Annotated in this window: 27 protein-coding genes, 1 tRNA gene, 1 other RNA gene and 1 other annotated feature; of the genes, 1 reads left to right on the top strand and 28 read right to left on the bottom strand. The window is 29.9% G+C overall.

What is annotated here, in order from left to right; all coding sequences use genetic code 11:
• Positions 1–22 precede the first annotated feature (22 nt).
• The 28 genes from JFY71_RS07520 to polA all read right to left on the bottom strand — a co-directional run bounded on the left by JFY71_RS07520 (position 23) and on the right by polA (position 22,965).
• Entirely contained in the window at positions 23–418 is a 396-nt protein-coding gene (locus JFY71_RS07520) for a RidA family protein (RefSeq protein ID WP_243660194.1), read from the bottom strand.
• A 26-nt stretch (positions 419–444) separates the two neighbouring features.
• Complete coding sequence (rsfS, locus tag JFY71_RS07515; protein WP_243660193.1) at positions 445–759, bottom strand: ribosome silencing factor; 315 nt, start codon at positions 757–759, stop codon at positions 445–447.
• Positions 749–1,333, bottom strand: coding sequence for a bis(5'-nucleosyl)-tetraphosphatase (symmetrical) YqeK (gene yqeK / locus JFY71_RS07510; RefSeq protein ID WP_243660192.1), 585 nt, complete (start codon positions 1,331–1,333; stop codon positions 749–751). The genes rsfS and yqeK overlap by 11 nt, the downstream gene beginning before the upstream one ends.
• Positions 1,326–1,946, bottom strand: a complete 621-nt coding sequence (gene nadD / locus JFY71_RS07505; RefSeq protein WP_243660191.1) for a nicotinate-nucleotide adenylyltransferase — start codon at positions 1,944–1,946, stop codon at positions 1,326–1,328. The genes yqeK and nadD overlap by 8 nt, the downstream gene beginning before the upstream one ends.
• On the bottom strand, positions 1,918–2,208 hold the full coding sequence (yhbY, locus tag JFY71_RS07500; protein ID WP_243660190.1) for a ribosome assembly RNA-binding protein YhbY: 291 nt from the start codon (positions 2,206–2,208) through the stop codon (positions 1,918–1,920). The genes nadD and yhbY overlap by 29 nt, the downstream gene beginning before the upstream one ends.
• A gap of 8 nt (positions 2,209–2,216) precedes the next feature.
• On the bottom strand, positions 2,217–3,491 hold the full coding sequence (gene obgE / locus JFY71_RS07495; RefSeq protein WP_243660189.1) for a GTPase ObgE: 1,275 nt from the start codon (positions 3,489–3,491) through the stop codon (positions 2,217–2,219).
• A 328-nt stretch (positions 3,492–3,819) separates the two neighbouring features.
• Complete coding sequence (rpmA, locus tag JFY71_RS07490; protein ID WP_243660188.1) at positions 3,820–4,110, bottom strand: 50S ribosomal protein L27; 291 nt, start codon at positions 4,108–4,110, stop codon at positions 3,820–3,822.
• 1 nt (position 4,111) lies between these two features.
• On the bottom strand, positions 4,112–4,456 hold the full coding sequence (locus JFY71_RS07485; RefSeq protein ID WP_243660187.1) for a ribosomal-processing cysteine protease Prp: 345 nt from the start codon (positions 4,454–4,456) through the stop codon (positions 4,112–4,114).
• 1 nt (position 4,457) lies between these two features.
• On the bottom strand, positions 4,458–4,769 hold the full coding sequence (gene rplU, locus JFY71_RS07480; protein ID WP_243660186.1) for a 50S ribosomal protein L21: 312 nt from the start codon (positions 4,767–4,769) through the stop codon (positions 4,458–4,460).
• Between the two features lie 13 nt (positions 4,770–4,782).
• Positions 4,783–4,851, bottom strand: a sequence feature (ribosomal protein L21 leader region).
• Between the two features lie 20 nt (positions 4,852–4,871).
• Positions 4,872–5,927 (bottom strand): ribonuclease E/G, encoded by a 1,056-nt coding sequence (locus JFY71_RS07475; RefSeq protein ID WP_243660185.1) that lies wholly within the window; start codon positions 5,925–5,927, stop codon positions 4,872–4,874.
• A complete protein-coding gene (locus JFY71_RS07470; protein ID WP_243660184.1) occupies positions 5,927–6,547 on the bottom strand; it encodes a P-loop NTPase family protein in 621 nt (206 codons plus the stop codon). Before JFY71_RS07470 ends, JFY71_RS07475 begins: the two co-directional genes overlap by 1 nt.
• Before the next feature lie 8 nt (positions 6,548–6,555).
• On the bottom strand, positions 6,556–9,924 hold the full coding sequence (locus JFY71_RS07465) for a penicillin-binding transpeptidase domain-containing protein (protein WP_243660183.1): 3,369 nt from the start codon (positions 9,922–9,924) through the stop codon (positions 6,556–6,558).
• An 11-nt stretch (positions 9,925–9,935) separates the two neighbouring features.
• Complete coding sequence (gene mreD / locus JFY71_RS07460; RefSeq protein WP_243660182.1) at positions 9,936–10,427, bottom strand: rod shape-determining protein MreD; 492 nt, start codon at positions 10,425–10,427, stop codon at positions 9,936–9,938.
• Entirely contained in the window at positions 10,420–11,289 is an 870-nt protein-coding gene (gene mreC / locus JFY71_RS07455; RefSeq protein WP_243660181.1) for a rod shape-determining protein MreC, read from the bottom strand. The genes mreD and mreC overlap by 8 nt, the downstream gene beginning before the upstream one ends.
• Positions 11,279–12,313, bottom strand: a complete 1,035-nt coding sequence (mreB, locus tag JFY71_RS07450) for a rod shape-determining protein (protein WP_243660180.1) — start codon at positions 12,311–12,313, stop codon at positions 11,279–11,281. The genes mreC and mreB overlap by 11 nt, the downstream gene beginning before the upstream one ends.
• A 10-nt stretch (positions 12,314–12,323) precedes the next feature.
• Positions 12,324–13,031: a RadC family protein gene (gene radC / locus JFY71_RS07445; RefSeq protein ID WP_243660179.1), complete on the bottom strand. Its 708-nt coding sequence runs from the start codon at positions 13,029–13,031 to the stop codon at positions 12,324–12,326.
• Complete coding sequence (locus JFY71_RS07440; protein WP_338041862.1) at positions 13,012–13,527, bottom strand: Gx transporter family protein; 516 nt, start codon at positions 13,525–13,527, stop codon at positions 13,012–13,014. Before JFY71_RS07440 ends, radC begins: the two co-directional genes overlap by 20 nt.
• A gap of 1 nt (position 13,528) precedes the next feature.
• Positions 13,529–13,906: a NusG domain II-containing protein gene (locus tag JFY71_RS07435; RefSeq protein WP_243660178.1), complete on the bottom strand. Its 378-nt coding sequence runs from the start codon at positions 13,904–13,906 to the stop codon at positions 13,529–13,531.
• A 104-nt stretch (positions 13,907–14,010) separates the two neighbouring features.
• Positions 14,011–14,844: an RnfABCDGE type electron transport complex subunit B gene (locus tag JFY71_RS07430; protein ID WP_243660177.1), complete on the bottom strand. Its 834-nt coding sequence runs from the start codon at positions 14,842–14,844 to the stop codon at positions 14,011–14,013.
• Positions 14,845–14,853: 9 nt separating this feature from the next.
• Entirely contained in the window at positions 14,854–15,438 is a 585-nt protein-coding gene (locus tag JFY71_RS07425) for an electron transport complex protein RnfA (protein WP_243660176.1), read from the bottom strand.
• Between the two features lie 2 nt (positions 15,439–15,440).
• The gene (rsxE, locus tag JFY71_RS07420) at positions 15,441–16,058 is read right to left on the bottom strand and encodes an electron transport complex subunit RsxE (protein WP_243660175.1); all 618 of its coding nucleotides are present in this window, start codon (positions 16,056–16,058) and stop codon (positions 15,441–15,443) included.
• A gap of 10 nt (positions 16,059–16,068) precedes the next feature.
• Complete coding sequence (locus tag JFY71_RS07415) at positions 16,069–16,650, bottom strand: RnfABCDGE type electron transport complex subunit G (RefSeq protein ID WP_243660174.1); 582 nt, start codon at positions 16,648–16,650, stop codon at positions 16,069–16,071.
• Complete coding sequence (locus tag JFY71_RS07410) at positions 16,650–17,606, bottom strand: RnfABCDGE type electron transport complex subunit D (RefSeq protein ID WP_243660173.1); 957 nt, start codon at positions 17,604–17,606, stop codon at positions 16,650–16,652. The genes JFY71_RS07415 and JFY71_RS07410 overlap by 1 nt, the downstream gene beginning before the upstream one ends.
• A gap of 11 nt (positions 17,607–17,617) precedes the next feature.
• Positions 17,618–18,943, bottom strand: a complete 1,326-nt coding sequence (rsxC, locus tag JFY71_RS07405; protein WP_243660172.1) for an electron transport complex subunit RsxC — start codon at positions 18,941–18,943, stop codon at positions 17,618–17,620.
• Between the two features lie 29 nt (positions 18,944–18,972).
• Positions 18,973–19,058 (bottom strand) — tRNA-Leu (locus tag JFY71_RS07400).
• A 35-nt stretch (positions 19,059–19,093) separates the two neighbouring features.
• Positions 19,094–19,735: a lytic transglycosylase domain-containing protein gene (locus JFY71_RS07395; RefSeq protein WP_243660171.1), complete on the bottom strand. Its 642-nt coding sequence runs from the start codon at positions 19,733–19,735 to the stop codon at positions 19,094–19,096.
• Entirely contained in the window at positions 19,710–20,333 is a 624-nt protein-coding gene (gene coaE, locus JFY71_RS07390; protein ID WP_243660170.1) for a dephospho-CoA kinase, read from the bottom strand. Before coaE ends, JFY71_RS07395 begins: the two co-directional genes overlap by 26 nt.
• A complete protein-coding gene (gene polA, locus JFY71_RS07385) occupies positions 20,320–22,965 on the bottom strand; it encodes a DNA polymerase I (RefSeq protein ID WP_243660169.1) in 2,646 nt (881 codons plus the stop codon). Before polA ends, coaE begins: the two co-directional genes overlap by 14 nt.
• A 105-nt stretch (positions 22,966–23,070) precedes the next feature.
• Here polA and ssrA point away from each other — a divergent pair.
• Positions 23,071–23,423: a transfer-messenger RNA gene (gene ssrA / locus JFY71_RS07380) on the top strand.
• The last annotated feature ends 82 nt before the right edge of the window (positions 23,424–23,505 follow it).

The raw sequence follows: 23,505 nt of genomic DNA, 5'->3' as shown, positions 1-23,505 counted from the left end.
TCCTATCCTCCAATAAGTAAAATTATTCTAAAGAATCATTTATTAAAGCTGTAGCTTCTATTTCAATAACAGCATCTTTAGGTAGTTTTGCAACTTCTACTAATGCTCTAGCAGGTTTGTGATCGCCAAAGAAATTAGTATAAACTTCGTTAATTGCATCAAAATCACCAATATTTTTAACAAATACACCAACTCTTGCAATATCTGTTAATTTTCCACCAGCTGCTTCAACTATAGCTAAAACATTGTCTAAGCTTGTTTGAGTAGCTTCTTTTACATCATTTACTAACTCACCATCTTTAATTGGAAGTTGTCCTGAAACTAAAACTACATCTGCTCCTTTTAATCCTCTAGTTCCTTGTGAATATGGACCAATTGCTGCAGGTGCCTTGTGTGTTGTAATAAATTCTACGCTCATTAAAATCTCTCCTTTAATTTCTATTTCTATTTACTCCATAATCTCTCTAAATCATAGTATTCTCTAAACTCTGGAGTAAATACATGTAATATTATATCACCTAAATCTACTAGAATCCAATTTCCATCTCTATAACCTTCTTTACTAAAGACTTCAATTTCATTTTCCATTGCAACTTTTTCCACTTCATCTGCAATAGCTTGAGTTTGATTTGGTGTATTTCCCGTTACTATTATGAAATAATCAGCTATAGCTCTTCCTTTTTCTAATTCAATAATTTTAATATCTTTTCCAATCTTGTCTTCGCAAGCCTTTACAATTAATTGTACCTTATCTTCCACTAATACCTCCTATTAACTCATTTCTCAATTTTATAGTGTTTATTGAGATAATCTGATTGTTTTCTATTAAATATTTAATATTATTATTAATACTTAATATTATAGCATCATTTAAATTTATTAAAGACTTTTCTCTTATTTTATCTACTGAGGGATAATCTCTACCGTTTTCTGTTTTGTCTGCTAAATAGATTACCTTTTCAATTTCAGTCATACCTAGTCTACCAGTAGTATGCCATAATATAGCATTTAAAACATCATTATCTTCTACCTTATAATGATTTTTTGCTACTAGGTATCCAATTATGCAATGTTCTAAAAAGGGATTTTTAAATTCTACATATTCATCTTTCTTTATGAGCTTATTATATTCTGAAATATACTTGTTTTTATAGTGTTCTTCTTTTCCTTTGCCACAATCGTGAAGTAGTGCTGCCAGTTTACATTTATTAATGTCAAGCTTATATTTACCGGCTATTTCTTCAGCCTTATTAACTACTCTAAGTGTATGTTCATATCTCGATTTCTTTAAATCTCTTTTTAAATTCTCTTTAATTTCTTCAAAACTAAACATACAAGCCCTCTTTTAAAATGTAGTCATAAACCTTCTCCGGTAGATAATACCTAGGATTTTTTTTCAAATTAAATTTTCTTCTAATATTTGTGGAAGATATGTCTAAAAAAGCTGTAGGTATTTCTTCAACAAAATATCCATGTAAATTTATTTTTTTTATTTTTTCCCTAAGAGCTGTAAGCTTATCAAAAGATCTTCTAGCTACAAGAACTGTAACCTCTGAAAGAAATTCTTCATACTTATACCATTTTTCAATATTCATAAAGGAATCTTCTCCCATAATAAAATATATACCGAAATCTTCATATATTTCTTTAATATATTCTATTGTTTCCATTGAATAACTCTTAGTTTCTTTTTTTACTTCATAGTCTAAAACAATAAATTTTTCATTTCCTTTAATGGCCAAATTAACCATTTCCAATCTCTTTTGACCAGAAGTTATCTCTTTGTTTTTATGAGGAGGAAAGCCTGCTGGAATAAAAATAATTCTATCTAGATTTTTAAACTCTAAAGCCTCTTGGGCCATAACTAAATGACCTATATGAATGGGATCAAAGGTACCTCCCATAATGCCTATTTTTTTATTTTGGCAATTCAATTTTCTTCTCATCTGACTCTCTGTATATTATAAATTTAGATCCTATAAATTGCACAAATTCTGCATTTAAATTATCTAGTATGGTATTTATAATTTCATCTTTATCATCTAAATTATTATTTAGTATCTTTATTTTAATAAGCTCCCTTTTATTTAAAAGGTCATCTATCTGCTTTAAAGTATTACCTGTTACTCCGCCTTTTCCTATTAATAGCACAGGTTCCATTTTATGAGCCAAGCTTTTCAAATACGCTCTTTGTTTTGTTGTTATCATTAAGCCTCCTAATCGAAATATTCAAATTCCATTTCTCCAACAATTACTAAATCTCCGTTACCAATATTCAATTCCTTTAGTTTTTTAAACACTTCCTTGTCATCTAAAACTTTTTGGAAATGTCTTAAAGCCTCATAATCCTCAAAATTAGTTCTATAAACCAGGTCATCAATTAATGGTCCGGTTACTATAAAAGTATTACCCTCCCTTACAGTTACTTCATAATCCGGTTCAGCTTCTTCTTCAAACGGAATATACTCTTCATCATATGTTTCATACTCTAACTTTATATCTTTAATATATTCCCATATTTTATACTTCAATTTATCTATACCTTCAGTTGTAGCTGCTGACATTTCAATAATTTCGTCAATTTTGTCCGGAAAGGCCTTTTTAATTTTTTCTAAACCTTCTTTTGCTCCTTCAATATCCATTTTATTAGCTACAATTATTTCTTTTTTATCTGCTATTTTTATATTATAAGAAAGCATTTCTTTTCTAATTGTATTATAATCCTCTACAGGATTTCTTCCTTCACTACCGGAAGCATCTAATACATGAACTAAAACCTTAGTCCTTTCAATATGTTTTAAAAAATCAAAACCTAAACCAACACCTTCACTTGCACCTTCTATTAATCCGGGAATATCCGCTATAACAAAGGATTCTCCTTCACCAACTTTAACAACGCCTAGATTTGGTTCTATTGTTGTAAAATGATAGTTTGCAATTTTAGGTTTGGCCTCGCTAATAATTGAAAGAATAGATGATTTTCCAACATTTGGTAAGCCAACTAATCCAACATCTGCCAATAGCTTTATTTCCAATTTAATGGTTCTTTCTTGTCCTTTAGTTCCAGGCTCTGCAAATCTTGGAGCTTGCCTTGTTGAACTTGCAAACTTAGCATTTCCTCTACCACCTCTGCCACCTTTACAAATTAAAAAAACTTCCCCATCTTCTTTCATATCATGTATGACACGATCAGAATCAAAGTCCTTTACTAGTGTTCCTACAGGAACTTTTAAATAAAGATCTTCTCCCTTTTTGCCATACATTTTTTTTGTTCCACCATTTTCTCCATTTTCAGCTTTATAATGTCTTTTATATCTAAAGTCCATTAATGTTCTAATGCTATTACTAGCTACAAGATAAATACTTCCTCCATTTCCACCATCTCCACCGTATGGTCCGCCTGAAGGCTCATATTTTTCTCTACGAAAGGATACGGCACCATCGCCTCCCTTTCCTGCTTTTAATTCTATTTTTGCTACATCTATAAACATATTACTACCTGTTCTTTCTTTTTTACTTTATATAAATATATCATAGATATATAAATAGTCACATATTTAATATATTACCCAATATTTTATATAATTTCCTATCTTATTATTTATTTTAATTTATACGAAAAACATATTCGATTATTTACTATTAAATTTAAAACATAATCCCTATCTATTATACTTTTTGCTTTTTAATTATAGCTATTTCATTTCCCAGCCAAGCTTTTCTTTTGGAAAACTTTACATAAACCTGACCTACACTAGCTTATTTTATTAGCTATATAAAATCATAAAAAAAGCAACACTGTAATAGTGTTGCAAAGTTTTACGCTAATTCTTCTCTTGGATAAACAGAAATTTGTCTTTTGTCTTTTCCTTTTCTTTCGAATTTAACTATACCATCGATTGTAGCAAATAAAGTGTCATCGCCACCTTTTCCTACATTATTACCTGGATGAAATTTAGTGCCTCTTTGTCTTACTAAAATATTTCCTGCAAGAACAAATTGTCCGTCTCCTCTTTTAGTACCAAGCATTTTAGCAGCACTATCACGGCCGTTTTTAGAACTACCTACTCCCTTTTTACTAGCAAATAGTTGTAAGTTCATTTTTAACATATTATCGCACCTCCTCGTATTCAACGCTAATATATTCATTGTAATTCTCTTCTATACTACTTAAAGCTAATTTCAAGCTATTCATTATAAGTACAGTTTGTCTAATAGTTTCCTCTGGCATATTGTTATAATCAATAACCAAATTGTATAATCCATAATCTACAGAATATTCTATGCTATTAGATATTTTTAAAATCTCAGTTAATGTGTTAATAGTATTAATAAGATATACCGACACAGCTGAACAAACTATGTCCTTACCACTGTCATCGTATTCTCCATGGCCTTTAGACTCTACTTTTATAATTCTATTATTAGAATCTATAGTCATTTTAATGTTAATCATATTAACCTTCTATTGATTCAATTTTAACTTTTGTAAATGGTTGACGATGTCCTTTTTTCTTTCTATAGTTTTTCTTTGCTTTATATTTGAAAACTACGATTTTCTTTCCTTTTCCATGAGCTTCTACAGTAGCCTTTATTTTAGCTCCTGAAACTGTAGGATTTCCAACTTTTACATCTTCTCCGTCAGCTATTAATAATACATTATCAAATTCTACATTATCGCCAACTTCTGCATTTAATTTTTCAATATAATAGCTTTTACCAGCTTCTACATTATATTGTTTTCCACCTGTTTCAATTATTGCGTACATTTAACGTGCACCTCCTTATTTTAAGACTCGCCAGACTTCGGTGCTATGCTTTAAAACCTAATCCGAGCGGTTACACACTCAAGTATTATATGCTAAATATATTTAAAAGTCAATATTTATTCCTGTTCTAATAAACTCTAAAAGACCTGTTTTTGTAATTCCAAAATATTTTATTTTTGAATATTTTTTTATTTCCCTTAATATGAAATTATTTAATACTTTAAATTCCTTTTTGTTTATATTTATAATATCCACTACTATTATACCCTGAATGTTTCTTAAATTAATTTGCCTTAAGGCTTCCTTTATGGCAAGTTTATTAATCTCCAGAAAGTCCTCATTTCTACCACTATTAACATCAATAACCGTTAGGGCTTCTGTTTTTTCTACAATAATATTTGCATTATCCTTAATAATAATTTTCTTGGAATTTAAATTAATTAAATCCTCAGTAATATTTTCATCATATTTATAGTCATATTCTTCATTATAAATAACATTTTCAGTATTATAATAGTTTTTTAAAATATTTTTTATTTCTTTATTATTTGTAACAATATATTCAAATTCTTCTGAGATTAATTCAAAAACACTTTTAGGATTTGAATACAACTTTCTTGGTATAGGTAAAAATTTCGATTGTTTTTTTATATATTCATCAACTTTTAAAAGGGACTTATATTCTTTTAAAAGTTCTTCTTCAGAAATATTAATGCTATTAGTTCTAAAGGTAATTCCTTTAAATTTAGCTGTACTATCTATTTTCTTTTTAAAATTAATAAGGTCTTTCCTATTTATTTTTCTAGAGTATTTATTCTTCTCCCTATTTGGATAATAAACTATATTTTGTCCTGCTATACTATAGTCCATAGTATATTTATCAAATTTATTATCTCCTGTTTTTTTATAAAGCTGAACTAATATTTCATCTCCTAAGAATTTATCTCCCCTAATTTGACCTTTGCCAATACAAGCCTCTACACCTTTTTCTATTTCAATAATAAACCCGTTAATACTTTCGATATTTTTTATTATTTTAGCAATATAAATACTATCTCTTTCATCGATATCTATATTTTCTAACACTTCTAATTTGTTATTTACAATATAGCCAATGGTTATTATGTTTTTATTTTTATATACAAAATAATAATTCATTATTTTCCTAATAACCTTTCAAAGAAACTTTTTTGAATTTCATATTTACCTTGTCCCAAATAAACCTTCCATATTTCATTTAGAAACTCTTCTTTTGTATTTGAATCTATTTTAATTTCTCCTATTATTTTATAATTTTCTTCATCTAAGGATTTTTTGGCTTTTGAATTTATTTTTTTATTAATGGCAATATTGTTTATGAAATATTTGTTTTTAAAGTTATTTTCTAGAATATAATCTGTAATAATATCTACATCTTTTAAACTGTCTAAAACTTTTAAATCAGAATTTATTAAAATATAATCAAATTCTAAAATATTATCTATTTTATTAAAATCTTCATCTGTCATAGTATACTTATCGGGTTTATAGGCACTAGACATAATCATTAAACTATCCTTTAATTCTAAAGTAGCTTGGTCTAAATCACAAATACCTGAAAAATAATCTAAATAATCATAGATTATATAATCTTCAATTTTAAAATAAATCTCTAAACCCCTATTATTTTCCATGTTTATTATTAAAACTCTCTTATCCTTAGATAAAAAACTAGAAAGGCTTGAAATATACAAGTACTTTCTAGTTTTATCCTCAGATGAAATATAAATCTTTTTCATCTTACCCTCTATTCATCATCTCTTATTTCATCGTCATCATTATCATCATAATTATCATTGTTGGAGTTAGTACTAGTAGATGGATAAACATTCATAGCAGCCCCTAAAACCTCTCTCATTAACGGGGTTATATTTTGACTTGTTCCCGCTTGAATTACTACTGCCGCAACAACATATTGTGGATCATCATAGGGAGCAAAGCCTATCATCCAACCATGATCGCTATAGTCTTTACCTGTTACAGGGTTTTTTAATCCAGTTTCTGCTGTACCGGATTTTATTCCCATTTCAAATGGTAGCTTTCCAAGTACATTACTGTTTAAAGCATCTTTAGATGCCATATTAGTACCTTCCCTAATAATATCTATATAACTATAATCATCTATATCTATTTTTTCTGATGTTGGAGTATTTTCATATACAGGTACTCCATCTTTGCTATTAACAACCTTATCTACAACAGATACTTTGTTTTTATATCCGCCATTTGCAATTGTTGACATATACCTTGCCATTTGTAACGGGGTGTAAGCATTTTGTCCTTGCCCAATTACAACATTTAAACTGTCTCCTATTAACCATTCCGATTGATCTAAATAATCATATTTAATTTTTGTAGAAAAAGTTCTCCCATCTGAATCTATTTCTACATCAGGGTCAAAGCCAAGTTCTTTAAGCCTTTTAATTACCTCTGATTCAGATGGAACTATCTCCTCATCTATCCATGAAGTAATTTCAAGAATTTTATCCTTTAACTCCTCTTCTGAAGTCTTTTTATCTACTAAAGATTTTTTAGCATTCTTTTCTAAAAAATTAATAAATTGATTTCTATAAGAAGCTTTTTTTATTTTTTTATCTGGTAAAATACCTGAAGACTCTGCCGGAATATTAATATCTATTCCTGTTTTTTCCCCTAGGCCTAGCATTTTAGCATATTTTTCAATACTATCAACTTCTAATTTAAATTTTCCTCCATCAGTGGATTTTCCTTCTTCTCCTAAGGCTAACTTGTAAAAATAAATATTACAGGAATCCTTAATTGCATCTTTTAATGTTTCATTACCATGCATACCACCATGACTTCCCCAAACAGCATCTTGAAAGACCCTTCCTCCTACTTTAATGTGTCCAGGACAATTTATAGGATGATCCGGATTTAGTCCTGAACTTAATCCGGCTAAGGCTGTAGCTAATTTAAATGTTGAACCAGGTTGTATTGCTGACTGCATTGCTATATTTAATAAAGGTCTAGGTGCAAACATATCCCTTTCATCCTTAGGAAATAAATTTTTCCAATCACTTGATGAAATACCTGTTGAAAACATATTTAAGTTAACGCTAGGTTCATTTGCCATTGCAACAAGTTGCCCTGTTTTTGCATCTAAAACCACAACAGCACCACTAGTTGCATCCTTGTATTGACCTGCTGAAGAATTAACTAAATTAACATCTCCCCAATCAGAGTTAAACACATTATCTCCCGTTAGGGATGAAATAGTCTCTTTTAAGGCATTTTCAGTTGCTAGTTGTATCTTCCTATCAATTGATGTGTATACGTCCTTACCTGGTACAGATTTGGTTTCGCCAAGAACTTCTGTAGTATTTCCTCTATTATCTACCATTACCCTTTTAAAGCCATTTTCGCCCTTTAATTGTAGTTCCTGACTTTCTTCTATTCCAGTTTTTCCTATTAGAGATTCTGCATTATACTTTTCTTCTTTTAAATAGGTATTAATTTCACTTTCTGTTGAAATTTTCCCCATGTAGCCTATAACATGAGAGGCTAGTTCTCCATAAGGATAGTATCTAATAGATTCTGAATCAACAAAAATACCAGAATCATCTGTAAAGTTCTCTTCTATTTTAGAAAATGTAACTTCGCTTATATTATAGGTTAAATCTAAGGGAACATATCTTAAATCTCCATGTTTTTCAATTAAATCATAGATTTTTATAATATTATATACATCATAATCTGAATATTTTTTTATTTCATAGTTTTTCTTTATTGCATTATATAATTCCTTTACTCCATCCTCTTCATCAACTTTATATCTTTCATATAAATCTGAAATATTTTTTTCATATGAATATACCCAATCAACTACCGAGATTTGAGGAGTAATATTTAATTCAGTATTTATTTTTTGTGCAATAAATTTTATTTTATCCGATGTTACAAATTCTTCTAAAAGGTCATTTTCAATTAGTAATTTTATCAATGAATCCTTGGCATTAATATCTTTGTTTTTATCATCTGTCCTATATCTTATTTCTGTAACTGGATTGTTTTTGTTTGTTTCATCAATATCAACAACTATATCATTATCAACTCTATTTTTTTTCAAAATATCTAAAGCAATTCTTGCTGGTACAACAACATTATCGTCTTCAGAACCTGCATTTAAAGTTACATTATCCAATAGTTGAGATATACTGGAATCTTTAACAATTTCAACAAAATCATCCTTGGCATCTGAATCCAATGTAATTCCTGAATGATTTTTTGAAAGAGTTGACTTTATTTCCAACAAGGATTCTTCATCTTGAAAGCCTAGTTTCTTTATTGTTAAATTATCTTCTAATTTATTCTCTTTTAAAATATCATAGGCAATTTTTCTTCCAACGGGATGATTTAATATATTACGAATAATTCCTTCATCCTGTTTAGAATAATTTGCTAAAAAATCATACGGATTTTGATTTTTCTCATATCCGTTGCTATTTAAAAACTCATTATTTTCAACATCTTCAAACTCTAATTTATCCAAGCCGGAGCTTAATGGCAAACTAAAACCTTTGTTTTTTATACTTTTAATAATTGAATCAACTACCCTATACCTATATTCACCATTTTTAGTGTCTTCAGTATACTCTTCTTTAACAAGAGTTGATACAAGATCATTTTCAATAATTATCCTAATGGTTTTTTCTATTGGACTTTCATCTTCAGATATATAATCCTCTTTATCCTTATATGAAATAATATTATAGGATATAGGATATTCTATATTATAAGTAGCACCATCTAAATCCAAATATCTACTTAATTTAAGAAGATTTTTATTTTTTTCTTCTGTCTTTAATAATGTAAATTCATCTTTCATAATAGAAGCTGTATATACGGTTTTATTTCCTGCTAATACATCTCCATTTCGGTCATAAATATTGCCTCTAGGAGCTATTATTTCAACTTCTCTAATTCTTGAATTTTCAGAAATATCTCTGTAATAATTACCTTTTATTATGGTTAAATAAGCAAGCCTTATAAAAAGTAAAAACATTGTAATAAAAAGAATTATTTTTATAGCGTAAAATCTATCCTTTCCTTCAATGTTCTTAAAAAACTTTCTAATTATTTTTTTTATACTATTCATATAAACACCAACTACAATCTAAATCTAGGAAATTCAAATATTTTTTTAAATAAATAAAAGACCAGTATATATAATAGGGAATTAAGAATTACCTCTATGAAAATCGGACCTAGTAAATAACTTAAAATTGAAACTTTATCTCCTATTATTTTTATAATTATAGAATTTCCTAAAAAATTTCCCACTGTAGATACAGCTGTTAGTATAATTCCTGTTCGTATATCCTCTTTATTTATTCCAGCTTCAGAATTCCCTATTAAAAATCCAATAATAAAGTACATCAACGCTCTAATACCAAGGACTTTAGAAAATAAAATATCCTCTATAAGCCCTATTATTAATCCACCAAATCCACCAACATAAGGTCCAAATCCTATTGCTAAACTAACAACTACAGGTATTGAAATATTTGCATGAACTGACAACACATCAATTCTAGAAAATAATGTTGACTGTAATATTAAATTTATTAAAACTACAACTACTATTTTAAATCTATTCATCGTCTAATTCCTGTTCGTTTTTTAAAATTAAAACTCTATAAATATTATTAAAGTCTACAGGTGATTCAACTATAATCTTTTTTTCAGTATCACTTTCGTCTTTAATTACTTCCTTTATTTTTCCAATATATAAATTTGGAGGGTATACTCCACCTAGTCCGGAAGTATAAATTGCATCTCCTGAAGTAACATCGGCTTCTGTTCTATACATTCTACCTTCAATCTTGTTTTTGCTTCCACCTGTTATTACTCCTATTTCTCCGGATTTAGAGGTTCTAAAGGAAACACCTGCACTAGGATCTGTTATTGAAGAAACCTTAGCATAATTTAGTCCAACATCTACTACAGTACCAATAAGACCTTGCACTATTGTTCCTTCTTCCCCCATTACACCTTGTACAATGGTATCTTTTTCTTTAACACCACTAACCGTACCCTTATCTATTGTAAATCTATCATAAACATTGGAAGAATCCACTCCAACTATATATGCTTTTGTATAATCCTTTTTGTCTTTTTTTATTAAATCATATTCTGTTTTTAAATATTCTTCATTGTTTATAACCATTTCCATATTTTCAACTTGTTTTTTTAATATTGCATTTTCTGCATTTAAGTCAGCATTTTCTTTTCTCATATCAGCTGAACCAAATAAAAATTCAAGTCCATCAATTAGTTTCGAGGATGTAAAATACACAACTTTGGTTATAGGAGTAGTAACAGTTCCTATAATATTACCTCCAAAGGATAATAATCTATTATTTCCCTTACTTGTAACAATTAATGATATTAAAAACAAAACTGTTGTAATAAAAATAACATATCTTCTTTTTTTATTATTATTTCTAAAACTATTGTTCATTTTTCTTCCTAATAAATAATTTTCTTTTCTTTGTTATGATTTCTATGGCCTTACCTATTCCAATACCTGTTACATCTATGGGATTTTCACTTACCTTAGTTTCAATTAAAATATTTTCTCTTATAGTCTCTGCGAATCCTTCAAGATTTGCTAATCCTCCACAAATAACCATTCCATTTAAAACTACCTCTCCTGAAATTTCCGGTGGTGTTTTTTCTAAAACAGTTCTTATTGAAGAAAGAGTTTCATTTACTAATGGCATAACACAGTCTAATAAATCAGCAGCCGAAACCTCTACTACTTTTGGCATACCGGTAATAAGATCCTTTCCACTAATACTTGCTTTTCTAGATTGATTTTCCGTTTTTAATGAACATATATTGTTTTTTAAATATTCACAAGTGGTGTTTCCAACTAAAAAATTATATGTTTTCTTAACATAATTTCTTATATTTCTATCAACATTATCTCCACCGTATTTTACAGCATCAGAAGCTACTACTCCAGCTAAAGACACTATTGAAGTTTGAATTGTCCCAGCTCCTATATTAACTATTAGATTTCCCTGTGGTTTATTTATATCATATCCTATACCTAATGCAGAAGCTATATTCTCCTCTACTAGAACAACATCCCTACAACCAGCGTATATTACTACATCTTCCACTGCCCTTCTTTCAATATCAGTTAAAAAAGAAGGCACAGTTACTACAGCTCTTGGTTGAATAAGTGTAAAACCCTTAACAGCTTTTTTTATAAAGTATGACAACATGGCTCTTGTTAATTCAAAGTCTGCAATAGCACCATTTTCCAATGGTCTTACAGCCATAATATTTTCCGGAGTTTTTCCAAGCATATTTTTTGCTTCAATACCAACAGCTAGTAATTCATATGTTGTTAAGTCTATAGCTACAACGGAAGGCTCGTTAATTAATACATTTCCATTTATATCGGAAATTACAGTATTTGCCGTACCTAAATCTATTCCCAAATCCCTTGCAAAAATTTTAAAAAATGATGGCATTTTTTACTCCTTAAAAATATTCTTTCTCTTTTAAACTTAAAAATTGGCCATCGCCAATTATAAGATGGTCCAAAACTTGAATTCCTACTATTTTTCCCGTTTCAACTAATCGTCTAGTAATCTGAATATCATCCTTACTCGGCGTAACATCCCCACTTGGATGATTATGTACAAGTATAATAGAATTTGCACTTTTCTTTATAGCTTGTTTGAAAACCTCTCTTGGATGTACTAAAGAGCTGTTTAATGTTCCTTCAGAAATTAATTCCTTAGAAATTATTTTATTTTTAGTATTTAACAATAAAATATAAAAACACTCTTTTAATTTATTTCTTAATTCTTCCATAAAAATATTAGCAACTGAATTTGGACTATTAATTGTATATTCATTAAATGACTTTCTTATATTTAACCTTTTAGACAATTCTAAGGCTGCAATGATTTTACTCGCCTTTGAAATGCCTACACCTTCAATTTCCATTAATTCGTTTAATGAAATATCCATGTGATTGCATTCTTTTTTCATAATATTTAAAATATTTCTTGCAAGCTCAATTGCATTATGTTTTTTAGAACCCGTCCCTAGAATAACGGCTAATAATTCTTCGTCGGATAGGTAGCCTACACCATGTAAAGCCAACTTTTCCCTAGGCTTGTCCTCATCCTTTAAATCTCTTATTCTTAATCTATATTCATTATTATATTTTTGATTTTCCATTATTGTTTAACACCCTTAAAAGTTTTTTAGAAACAAATTTAGATGACAATCCAACAAAATAACCTGTAAATATTCCTATAAAAGTTAAGAATGGTAAATATGTGAAAATTTTAAAATTGTTTAATACTAAACTTGCTACTAATATTTGTCCAATATTAAAAGCAAAAGCTCCTAATTCACTTACCCCTATTAAACTTAATTTACTTGATAGATATTTATAAGAAATTGCCATTGTAACTGCACTAAATACTGTTCCTATAAGACTATAGGGCAATGAACTAAGATTACCTACTACCAATACCTGTAAGAACGACTTTAAAATAGATACTATTAAAGATTCTTTAAAACCAAAGCATATTAAAGTTACTAATATTACAATATTTGACAACCCTAATTTAGCCCCTGGAAAGGGTATTGGAAGAGGAATTATACTTTCAAATAAAGAAATAACCAAAGAAAGAGTCGTTAACAATGATAGAAAAATAAATTTTCTCATTTTAATATATTGTAGCGTCTAAATCCAATAAATCTTTATCGCTTTTTATTTCAATAACCAACCTATTTGGAACACACACTATTATTTCTCCTATATTTTTAATATAACCCTGTTTTACATCTAGTTTATCTGGGCAACTAGCCTCAATAACTCGCACCTTATCCTTATTAATTTCTAAAACATTTTCTCCAAATTTACTTTTTATTGGATATGTTTTTTTAGAAGAATTTCCAAAGGTAATTTGCTTTACTTCTTCTCCGTTTATTTGAACGCTTACATATTTATTTCCACTATTTACATTTGTTAAATTTATTATAAAAAATAATGAAATTGATAAAATAAAAATGAACAAAATCACTATTTTATCGCCTTTTGTCATTATTAACCTCTTTAAATATTCTTTAAATAGTTTATCATTAAAAAATACCTTTTACAAGGTAATAAAAAAGAGAATCCAACGATTCTCCCTTTTAAAAATATATATTAATTGTGAACTAAATCCTTTTTAATATCAAAGGCACCTTCAAAATCCTTTATTGAATTCTGTGGACATTTAACTATACACATTCCACAATTTATACAGATATCTTCATCTATATAAGCTAGATTATTTGTAACAGTTATTGCATCTACAGGACAGTTTCTTTCGCATATTTTACATGCAATACAGCCTACATCGCAACTTGGTCTTACATCTTTACCCTTGTCTAAACTATTACAAAGAACTGCAACCTCTTGCTCATAAGATATTAGTTCAATTAAATTTCTTGGACAAACTGCTATACACATTTCACAGGCTGTACATTTTTCCTTATCAACCTTTGCAATACCATCAATAATATGTAGTGCATCAAATTGACATTGTTCAACACAAGTACCACATCCAAGACAACCATAAGCACAGGACTTATGTCCTCCTTGTAGTGCTTGGTCCGCTCTACAGTCAGGAATTCCAATATATTCAAATTTATCCTTTGCCAATTCTGTTGTCCCTTGACATTTTACATAGGCAACCTTTTTATCTGCAGCTGAGGCATTTGCTCCTAATAGTGCAGATAGTCTCTCTGTTAAGTCTGCACCACCTACTGGACATGCAGATAAAGGTGCACCATCATATATAATTGCATTAGCTAAACCGTCACAGCCGGGAAATCCACAAGCTCCACAGTTTGCTCCAGGTAGCTCATTTCTTACAGCTTCAACTCTTTCATCTACAGGAACGTGAAAAACATTTGAAGCAAAACCAAGAATTATAGCAAAAATTATTGCTAAGACTCCTAACACCCCTACGGCAATTAAAATACTGTTTAAATCCATAGCTACCTCCTATACCAAACCTGAAAAACCTAGAAATGCCATTGCCATTAAACCAATAGCTACCAAAGCAATAGGTACTCCCTTAAAAGCTTTTGGTACGTCTGCAAGTTCTAGTTTTTCTCTAATTGCTGACAGTAAAACTATAGCAATAAAAAATCCTATTGAAGAACCTAAAGCTGATGCAACTGTCTCAATTAAATTATAACCTTCTTGAATATTAGCAATTGCTACACCAAGAACTACACAGTTTGTTGTTATTAATGGCAAAAATACTCCTAATGCACTGTATAAACCCGGTGTCATTTTCTTTAAAACCATTTCAACAAATTGCACTAATGTTGCTATTACTAAAATAAACACTATAGTTTGTGTGTATTGTAAATTGAAACGTTCTAATAAAAAATACTGTATAAAATAAGTTACTATAGAAGCCATTGTAATAACAAATGTTACAGCAAGCCCCATTCCTGCAGCAGTTTCCGTTTTTGTAGAAACTCCTATTAGAGGACAAATACCTAAGAATTGACCTAATACATAGTTGTTTACAAATATATATAATACCAATATTTTAAAAATACTTGATAATAATTCCATTCTTAATTATCCTCCTTTGCTTTCTTCTCTTTTCTACTCATTACAAAGTTAAAAGTTGCTAGTATGCAACCTAAGAGTATAAATGAACCAGGTGCTTGAGCAATAATTCCTATAGGTTTGATTGTTTCCCCAGATAAGAATTCATAGCCAAAAATAGAACCAGCTCCTAATACTTCTCTGAAAAATGCTAAAATAGTTATAACTACTGTATATCCAATTCCGTTTGCTATACCATCCATTATTGATACCAACGGTCCATGACTACTTGCAAATCCTTCAGCTCTTGCTAATATAATACAGTTAACAACTATTAACGGTATGAATATTCCTAATGCATCGTATAGTGGTGGTAAATAAGCTTTAATAACCATATCTACTACTGTTACGAATGTAGCAATTACAACTATGTAGCATGGAATTCTTATATCGTCAGGAATGAAATTTCTAAGTAGTGAAATAACAAGATTTGATAATGTTAAAACCACCATTAAGGATATTCCCATTCCTAAAGCATTAATTACAGATGTACTAACACCTAAAACAGAACATAGTCCTACAAGTTGAATAAGTACCGGATTATTTTTTATAATCCCATCTTTAAATAGTTTCTTAATACTCATAATTTCCTCCTTATATTCCTAGCTCTGATAAAGCTTCTACAGCTCCGTTTAATCCACTAAGAATACCTTTAACAGATAAAGTCGTTCCAGATATTGCTTGAATATCGTAGTCTGTACTAGGATTTGACGCTGATACTATTTCTTGGTCGATTTTATTTCCTACAACCGATGAAATAAACGGCTCTTCTGCAACTTGGCTACCAAAGCCCTTTGTTTCAGAAGATATTAAAACTTTATACCCTAGTATTGTAGCTTCCTTATCTACTCCTATTACAAAGGTAATAGGTCCACCATAGCCTTTTCCGTTGACTTTAAATACATAACCAACTTCTTCTCCACCGGAATAAGCTAAAACTATATCCTCTATATTTTCATTTCCTTCTACAACTTTTGTGTATTTATCCTTGTCAATTTCACTTAAGGATTTAAAATCATCGGCTGTTTCAAAAACTTCCTTAAGTGAATCACTATATTCTTTTGCTTCTCTTTCAGTAACAATAGGAGATGTCATTCCGTTTACTACAGCTAATACCGCTGTTGCAACAGCTGTAATAACAAATAATTTAACTGCTAAAATCACAGTATTTCTCATTATTTCTTACCTCCTTTTCCATATGCCTTAGGAGTTGTAAACTTTTCTATTAATGGTGTAGCCACATTCATTACTAAAATAGAATAGGAAACTCCTTCCGGTAAAGAGCCAAACATTCTAATAGCCGCTGTAATCAATCCACAACCAAGGGCAAAAATCACTTGTCCCTTTTTACTTACAGGTGCCGTTACATAATCTGTAGCCATGAAAAATGCTCCTAAAATTAATCCACCGTATAAAACTTGGTCTAATAATTTATTTGCAGGAATTCCAAAAGCAAATAAAAATACCACGGTTGATAATATATATACCAAAGGTATTCTTATAGATATTACCTTTCTTACTAATAGATACGCAGCCCCTATTAATAGACAAATAGCAGAAACCTCTCCAATAGTACCTGGCATTTTCCCTATAAATGCATCCATTAAAGTAACTGCTTCACCACCACTTAATGGAGTTGCTGTAGAAATAGCATCTGCACCTGGTGCAACGAAATTAGCCATTTCTTTTGGCCATGAAGCCATTAAAGCCGCCCTTGCTGCTAAGGCAGGGTTCATAAAGTTACTACCTATTCCACCAAATAATTGCTTAACTACTACTATTGCAAAAAAACTGCCAAATGCTACCATATAGAATGGTAATGTTGACGGTACGTTAAAAGCTACTAATATACCTGTTACTACTGCCGATAAATCCGTTATTGTACTTTCCTTTTTAGTTATTTTTTGAAAAACAAATTCAGATAACACTGCTGCTGCAACTGAAACCAAAACAAGCATTAATGCTCTTAATCCAAAAAAATAAGTCCCAGCAATTAGGGCAGGTACTAAAGCAATCACTACATCTAACATAATCCTAGAACTGGTTTCAGAAGATCTTATATGTGGTGTTGCTGACACAGTCAAAATATTATCGAAATTTGTTTCACTTACTTTTATATTTTCCTTATCCACAATATACCTCCTTACTTTTTAGTTGATGCTGCTCTAAGCTCTCGTTTTCCATGTCTAATTGCTTCTACTAAAGGACGTTTTGAAGGGCATACGTATGAACATGAGCCACATTCAATACAATCCATTATATTAAGCTTTTCAGCCTCTTCAAACCTATTATTTAATACATTTTGCTGTAAATATAAAGGCATTAGATATACAGGACAAACATCTACACATTTTCCACATTTAATACATGCAGTAATTACCGGTGGTTTTGCTTCTTCCTTATTCATAACAATGATTCCACCATTTGCCTTTAAAGTTGGAGAATCTATTGTAAATTGTGCTTCTCCCATCATAGGTCCACCTATGATTATTTTTCCAGGCTCTTCTTTAAATCCACCACAGTATTCCAAAACTTCTTTTAATGAAGTTCCAACTTTTACAAGTAAGTTTTTAGGGTTTGCAATTGCCGACCCTGTAACGGTGACAACCTTTTCATATAAAGGCTTTCCTAAAATTACCGCATCATATATTGCAGCTGCAGTACTGGAATTTATTACTTGAACACCTTCTTCTGTACTTCTTAATGAAGATGGCATTTTCATTCCTAGTATTGAATCTATAAGTCTTCTTTGGTCTCCCTGAGGATATTTTGTTTTAAGTACACTTACCTTAATTCCACTAAGTTTTTTAGCCTCCTCAGAAACCCTTTTTATAGCTTCCGGCTTGTTGTTTTCAATGCCTATGTAACCGTTTGGAGCTCCCATGGCCTTCATTACTATATCTAAACCTATAACTACTTTTTCAGGATATTCTTCCATTGTAACTTGATCACCAGTTAAATATGGCTCACATTCAGCACCATTTACTAATACATGATTGATTGTATCCTTAGGATTTTTGTTAATTTTCACATGGGTAGGAAATCCTGCTCCACCTAAACCAACAATTCCCGCTTCCCTTACTCTTCTAACTATTTCTTTTGGTTCAAGTTTTGTATAGTCATCGTTATAAGGTTCATATCCAATTTCATTTTTACCATCGGACTCTATTACTATGGCCTTAGTTTTAACGCCACTTACTGTTGTTATTTCTACAATTTGTTTAACAACTCCGCTTACACTTGAATGTACTGGAGCAGTAATTGTAGCATCAGCATCGCCGATTTTTTGTCCAACCTTTACCTCATCACCAATTTTTACTAATGGCTCACATGGAGCACCTGTATGTTGATGAAGTGCTATTGTAACAGTCTCTACATTCGGACCAGTTTCAATTGAATATTTGTTTGTTAATTCTTTAAAGTCGTGCATATGAACTCCGCCTTTAAAGGTTAACTCTCTACTATCCATAACACCCCTACCTTTCTATTTTTACATACTGGTGCAGAGAAAGGGATTTGAACCCTCATGAGTTATCCTCACTACCCCCTCAAGATAGCGTGTATACCAATTCCACCATCTCTGCATGCTGTATATAATACATTATTATATCAAATATTTCTAAAAATTACTTATTAAATCCTTTATCTGAATAAAATAATTGTTTAGCCAAGTTTTTGGAGATTTCTGTATGCCATCTTCTAATTTTGTATCTCCGTAAAGTTTCTTATAAGCTTCATAGTTATTGTTTACTTTAACAATATAATACCTGGCTTCATCAATTGGTATATTTTCCAATCCTTTGCCATTTTTACCAACTATTTCAGTGTCAATCCACTCCTGTACATTTCCCATTCCACCGTTGTAGGCAACAATTGCTAAATCAACATCTTTAAAATGGTTTATTAAGTAGGATAAATAATAAGTTCCTATGTTAATATTTGTTTCCGGATCTTTTAGCATACTTTCATCATAGTCTATTTTCATTTTATCTGTTATCCATTCAGCAGTTTCCGGTACGATTTGCATTAGTCCAATAGCATTCATAGGGGACTGTGCATCTGTCTTAAAGTTACTTTCTACTTTAATTACGGATAATACCAATAGCGGATCTACATTGTATTCTTCAGAATATTTATTAACATACTCCATGTATTCCACAGGTCTGCTGGATGTTCCATAAGCCACTACTGCAAAACTTGCTAAAATTGCAACTATTATTAACGCAAGCAGCAACTTAAATATTTTCTTTATTACTTTCATCTAATCTCTCCGCTATTAAAAATTTTTCTATTTTTAGCTTAAAATCCTCTAAATTTCCATTGTTTTCTATAGTATAATCGACTTTTTTAGAAAATTTACTTGTATCCTCAATATTGTCTATTAAAACCATAGCTTCTTTTCTAGTAATATTATTTCTTTTTATAAGTCTTTCTATTTGTATTTCTTTTTCTATTGTTATTAATATTAGTTTATAATTGTTAATTTTTTTTATTAATTCTTTTTCTACCTTATAATATAAGGGAATTTCAATAAAAATATTGTCATTACTATTGGAAATATACTCAATAATCCTGTCTAATACCCTAGGATGTACTATAGTTTCCAATAGTTGTTTTTTCTCCTCATTATTAAAAACAATATTACCTAATATCTTTCTGTTAATATTCCCATCTACTAGAATAGTATTTCCAAAATTAAGAGTCAACTGTTTTTTCATAGAATCTTCATCATATAATTCGTGAACAATTTTATCTGCATCTATTACTTTAAAGCCTTTTTGTCTTAAAATATTTGAAAAGGTGCTTTTCCCTGAACTAATGGTTCCTGTAATAATAAATATTTTTTTATTTTGATTCATACCAACTATCGCCTATATTAATATCTACTTTTAAATCAACTTTTAATTTTACTGCATTTTCCATAATTTCTTTTAATAGGTTGGTAACTTCTTCTACTTCATCTTCAGTAGCCTCTATAATCAATTCGTCATGAACTTGTAAAATCAACTTAGACTTTAAGTTTTTTTCTTTTAATTTATTGTAAACTTCAATCATTGCAATTTTTATAATATCTGCTGCCGAACCCTGTATTGGAGTATTTAAGGCTACTCTTTCACCAAATCCTCTAATATTGAAATTTTTCGAGTTAAGCTCTGGAATATATCGTCTTCTGTGCATAATTGTTTCAACATAGCCTTGTTCTTTACCAACTTCTACAATTTCTTCCATATATTTTTTTATACCTTTGTAGGTATTTAAATAATTTTCTATATATTCCCTTGCTTCTTTTCTAGTAATATTCAAATCTTGTGATAGGCTATAGTCTCCAATACCATATACAATTCCAAAATTCACTGCTTTTGCATTTGATCTGTCTAAAGAAGTAACTTTATCAAAATCTACATTGAATACTTCCGAAGCTGTTTTTCTGTGAATATCAAGACCTTCTTTAAAAAACTGCAACATTACTTCATCATTTGCCAGATGGGCAAGAACCCTTAACTCTATTTGTGAATAGTCAGCGTCAACTAGTTTTTTACCTTCTCCGGCTACAAAGGCCTTTCTAATAAGTCTACCTTCTTCGGTTTTCACAGGAATATTTTGTAGGTTTGGGTCAATGGAGCTAATTCTTCCTGTAACAGCTATAGTTTGATTAAAGGTAGAATGAATTCTACCGTCTTCTCCAATTAATTTTATAAGTCCATCTATATAGGTAGTAGTAAGTTTTTTTACTGTTCTATATCGTAAAATTCTTTCTATTATCTTATGACTTCCCTTTAATTTATCCAACACTTCTGCATCGGTAGAATATCCTGTTTTAGTTTTCTTAATTACAGGTAATTGTAGTTTATCGAAAAGAACTTCTCCTAATTGTTTAGGACTGTTAATATTAAATTCCATTCCTGCATCTTCGTAGATTTTTTCTTCTAATTCCAGTATTTCCTCGTTGAATTTATCCCCTAAATCCGTTAAATAACCAGCATCTACTTCAAAGCCTTCAACTTCCATACTAGCCAACACTTTAATAAGAGGAAGTTCCACATTAAAGTATAAATCATGCATTTGTCTTTCTTCAATGATCTCTGTCAAAGTTTTTCTTAAATCTTCAGTAACAGACATATACATTCCTATATAATTACCTAATTGTTCTTCTTCAATATCAGCTAAATTTTTCTTTTTCTTTCCCTTACCAAATATTTCTTCATTTGAAAACAAGTCTCTATTTAAATAAAGCTTTGCAGTTTTGTCTATATCGTATGAATTCTTAGATGGATCTATTAAATATTCTGCAACAGTTAAATCCTCATAGGGAACTTTTAAATCGATACCGTTTCTAAGTAAATAATATATATCCGACTTTAAATCGTAACTTAGTTTAGTAATGGAATTATTTTCAAAGATTTCTTTAAAGTCCAGTAGTTCTTTTTCATCTTTTAAAATATATATATATACTTTTTCTTCACCTATGATTTTAAAAGAAAGAATTTCCGGCTTACTATGAATGTAATTACTTCCATTGTAAAATAGATGAAAGGCAAAATCTTTTTTACTCTTCTTTAACTTATCTAATATTTTTGATGAATCTTTAATAAAAACATATTCAAAGTCCTCTTCATATTCAATTTCCTCTGTCGGTAATTTTTTTATAAAGGAATTAAACTCTAACTTTTCATATTTTTCTTTTAATTCTTCATAATTTGGCTCTTCTATTTTATATTTTTCTATATCAATATCCATTGGCACTTCTAAAAAAATAGTCCCTAGTTTTTTACTTAAATATGCTAAAGTTTCATTCTCCTCTAATTTCTTCTTCAAGGCTTTTCCGGAAATATTGTCTATATTAGCATATACATTTTCAATAGAATCATATTCACGTATAAGTTTTAAGGCTGTTTTTTCTCCCACTCCTGGTACACCTGGAATATTATCCGATGGATCTCCCATTAAACCCTTAACATCAATTAATTGAATTGGTTTTAATTCGTATTTTTCCTCTACAGATTCTTCATTATACTCATCTACATCTGTAATACCTCTTCTAGTTAACAGAACTTTTATATTCTCATCAACTAATTGTAAATAATCCTTGTCTCCGGTAACGAGTATTGTGTCATAATTTTCTTCTTGGGCTTTTTTAGCTAAAGTTCCTGCAATATCATCTGCTTCATAGCCATCTTGCTCTTCAAATTTAACATTTAAAGAGTTTAAAATATCCTTTAAAATACCAAATTGACTGCTAAGTTCAGATGGCGCCTTGTCTCTATGACCTTTGTATGCTTCATAGTCCTCATGTCTAAATGTTGGAGCCGATTTGTCAAATACTACACAAATATTATCAGGTTTATATTCATCTACTACTCTATAGTACATATTTAAAAAACCATAAACTCCATTTGTGAAAATTCCATCTTTAGTTGTAAGGTTTCTTATAGCATAAAACGCTCTAAAAATTAGACTAGAGCCATCTATTATCATAAATTTTTTATTCATATTTTCCTCCATGCAAACTCTATTATAGTATATACTTTAATGACTTGTAAAACTAGCCATTAACAATAGAAATTTTCCCTTAAAAATGTTATAATAGTTATGCACGGGGATGACACTGGTTTCGACGGGGATATTGAATCTGGAATAGCGAGCCGTTTTCGTCTAAAAACGTTAAACATGGGCAAATAAATATAAACGCTGAAGATAATAATTTAGCATTAGCTGCTTAATAGCAGCCTAATAGTCCATTTAAGCTTTCTCGCAGCTTAAATCTGACTTCATTATTAGCGAGAACGTTAGTTGAGAGTTCTTCGACTCAACTTCCTATAAGAAGATACCCGATACAATAATTTGTTAATTGTTTAGTGTTGAGGGGAACTTAATACAATTAACTGCGCTCGGAGAGATTCCCTTGGATATATTTTCGGACGTGGGTTCAACTCCCACCATCTCCACCATACATATTATTGGTGTTGAGATTACAAGTAAATATATGATAAATTAAGTCATAAGTAAAAATGGCATGGATTTTTAGTTTCC

The organism is Miniphocaeibacter halophilus, assembly GCF_016458825.1.
Taxonomy (GTDB): domain Bacteria; phylum Bacillota; class Clostridia; order Tissierellales; family Peptoniphilaceae; genus Miniphocaeibacter; species Miniphocaeibacter halophilus.
The sequence above is the reverse complement of the archived record's forward strand: the minus strand, read 5'-3'. Positions and strand labels throughout refer to the sequence as shown.

Bases quoted from the DNA above. Each gene is read 5' to 3' on its own strand.
- JFY71_RS07520 (WP_243660194.1), bottom strand. From the start codon at position 418: ATGAGCGTAGAATTTATTACAACACACAAGGCACCTGCAGCAATTGGT.
- yqeK (WP_243660192.1), bottom strand. From the start codon at position 1,333: ATGTTTAGTTTTGAAGAAATTAAAGAGAATTTAAAAAGAGATTTAAAG.
- nadD (WP_243660191.1), bottom strand. From the start codon at position 1,946: ATGAGAAGAAAATTGAATTGCCAAAATAAAAAAATAGGCATTATGGGA.
- yhbY (WP_243660190.1), bottom strand. From the start codon at position 2,208: ATGATAACAACAAAACAAAGAGCGTATTTGAAAAGCTTGGCTCATAAA.
- obgE (WP_243660189.1), bottom strand. From the start codon at position 3,491: ATGTTTATAGATGTAGCAAAAATAGAATTAAAAGCAGGAAAGGGAGGC.
- rpmA (WP_243660188.1), bottom strand. From the start codon at position 4,110: ATGTTAAAAATGAACTTACAACTATTTGCTAGTAAAAAGGGAGTAGGT.
- JFY71_RS07485 (WP_243660187.1), bottom strand. From the start codon at position 4,456: ATGATTAACATTAAAATGACTATAGATTCTAATAATAGAATTATAAAA.
- rplU (WP_243660186.1), bottom strand. From the start codon at position 4,769: ATGTACGCAATAATTGAAACAGGTGGAAAACAATATAATGTAGAAGCT.
- JFY71_RS07475 (WP_243660185.1), bottom strand. From the start codon at position 5,927: ATGAATTATTATTTTGTATATAAAAATAAAAACATAATAACCATTGGC.
- JFY71_RS07470 (WP_243660184.1), bottom strand. From the start codon at position 6,547: ATGAAAAAGATTTATATTTCATCTGAGGATAAAACTAGAAAGTACTTG.
- JFY71_RS07465 (WP_243660183.1), bottom strand. From the start codon at position 9,924: ATGAATAGTATAAAAAAAATAATTAGAAAGTTTTTTAAGAACATTGAA.
- mreD (WP_243660182.1), bottom strand. From the start codon at position 10,427: ATGAATAGATTTAAAATAGTAGTTGTAGTTTTAATAAATTTAATATTA.
- mreC (WP_243660181.1), bottom strand. From the start codon at position 11,289: ATGAACAATAGTTTTAGAAATAATAATAAAAAAAGAAGATATGTTATT.
- mreB (WP_243660180.1), bottom strand. From the start codon at position 12,313: ATGCCATCATTTTTTAAAATTTTTGCAAGGGATTTGGGAATAGATTTA.
- radC (WP_243660179.1), bottom strand. From the start codon at position 13,031: ATGGAAAATCAAAAATATAATAATGAATATAGATTAAGAATAAGAGAT.
- JFY71_RS07440 (WP_338041862.1), bottom strand. From the start codon at position 13,527: ATGAGAAAATTTATTTTTCTATCATTGTTAACGACTCTTTCTTTGGTT.
- JFY71_RS07435 (WP_243660178.1), bottom strand. From the start codon at position 13,906: ATGACAAAAGGCGATAAAATAGTGATTTTGTTCATTTTTATTTTATCA.
- JFY71_RS07430 (WP_243660177.1), bottom strand. From the start codon at position 14,844: ATGGATTTAAACAGTATTTTAATTGCCGTAGGGGTGTTAGGAGTCTTA.
- JFY71_RS07425 (WP_243660176.1), bottom strand. From the start codon at position 15,438: ATGGAATTATTATCAAGTATTTTTAAAATATTGGTATTATATATATTT.
- rsxE (WP_243660175.1), bottom strand. From the start codon at position 16,058: ATGAGTATTAAGAAACTATTTAAAGATGGGATTATAAAAAATAATCCG.
- JFY71_RS07415 (WP_243660174.1), bottom strand. From the start codon at position 16,650: ATGAGAAATACTGTGATTTTAGCAGTTAAATTATTTGTTATTACAGCT.
- rsxC (WP_243660172.1), bottom strand. From the start codon at position 18,943: ATGGATAGTAGAGAGTTAACCTTTAAAGGCGGAGTTCATATGCACGAC.
- JFY71_RS07395 (WP_243660171.1), bottom strand. From the start codon at position 19,735: ATGAAAGTAATAAAGAAAATATTTAAGTTGCTGCTTGCGTTAATAATA.
- coaE (WP_243660170.1), bottom strand. From the start codon at position 20,333: ATGAATCAAAATAAAAAAATATTTATTATTACAGGAACCATTAGTTCA.
- polA (WP_243660169.1), bottom strand. From the start codon at position 22,965: ATGAATAAAAAATTTATGATAATAGATGGCTCTAGTCTAATTTTTAGA.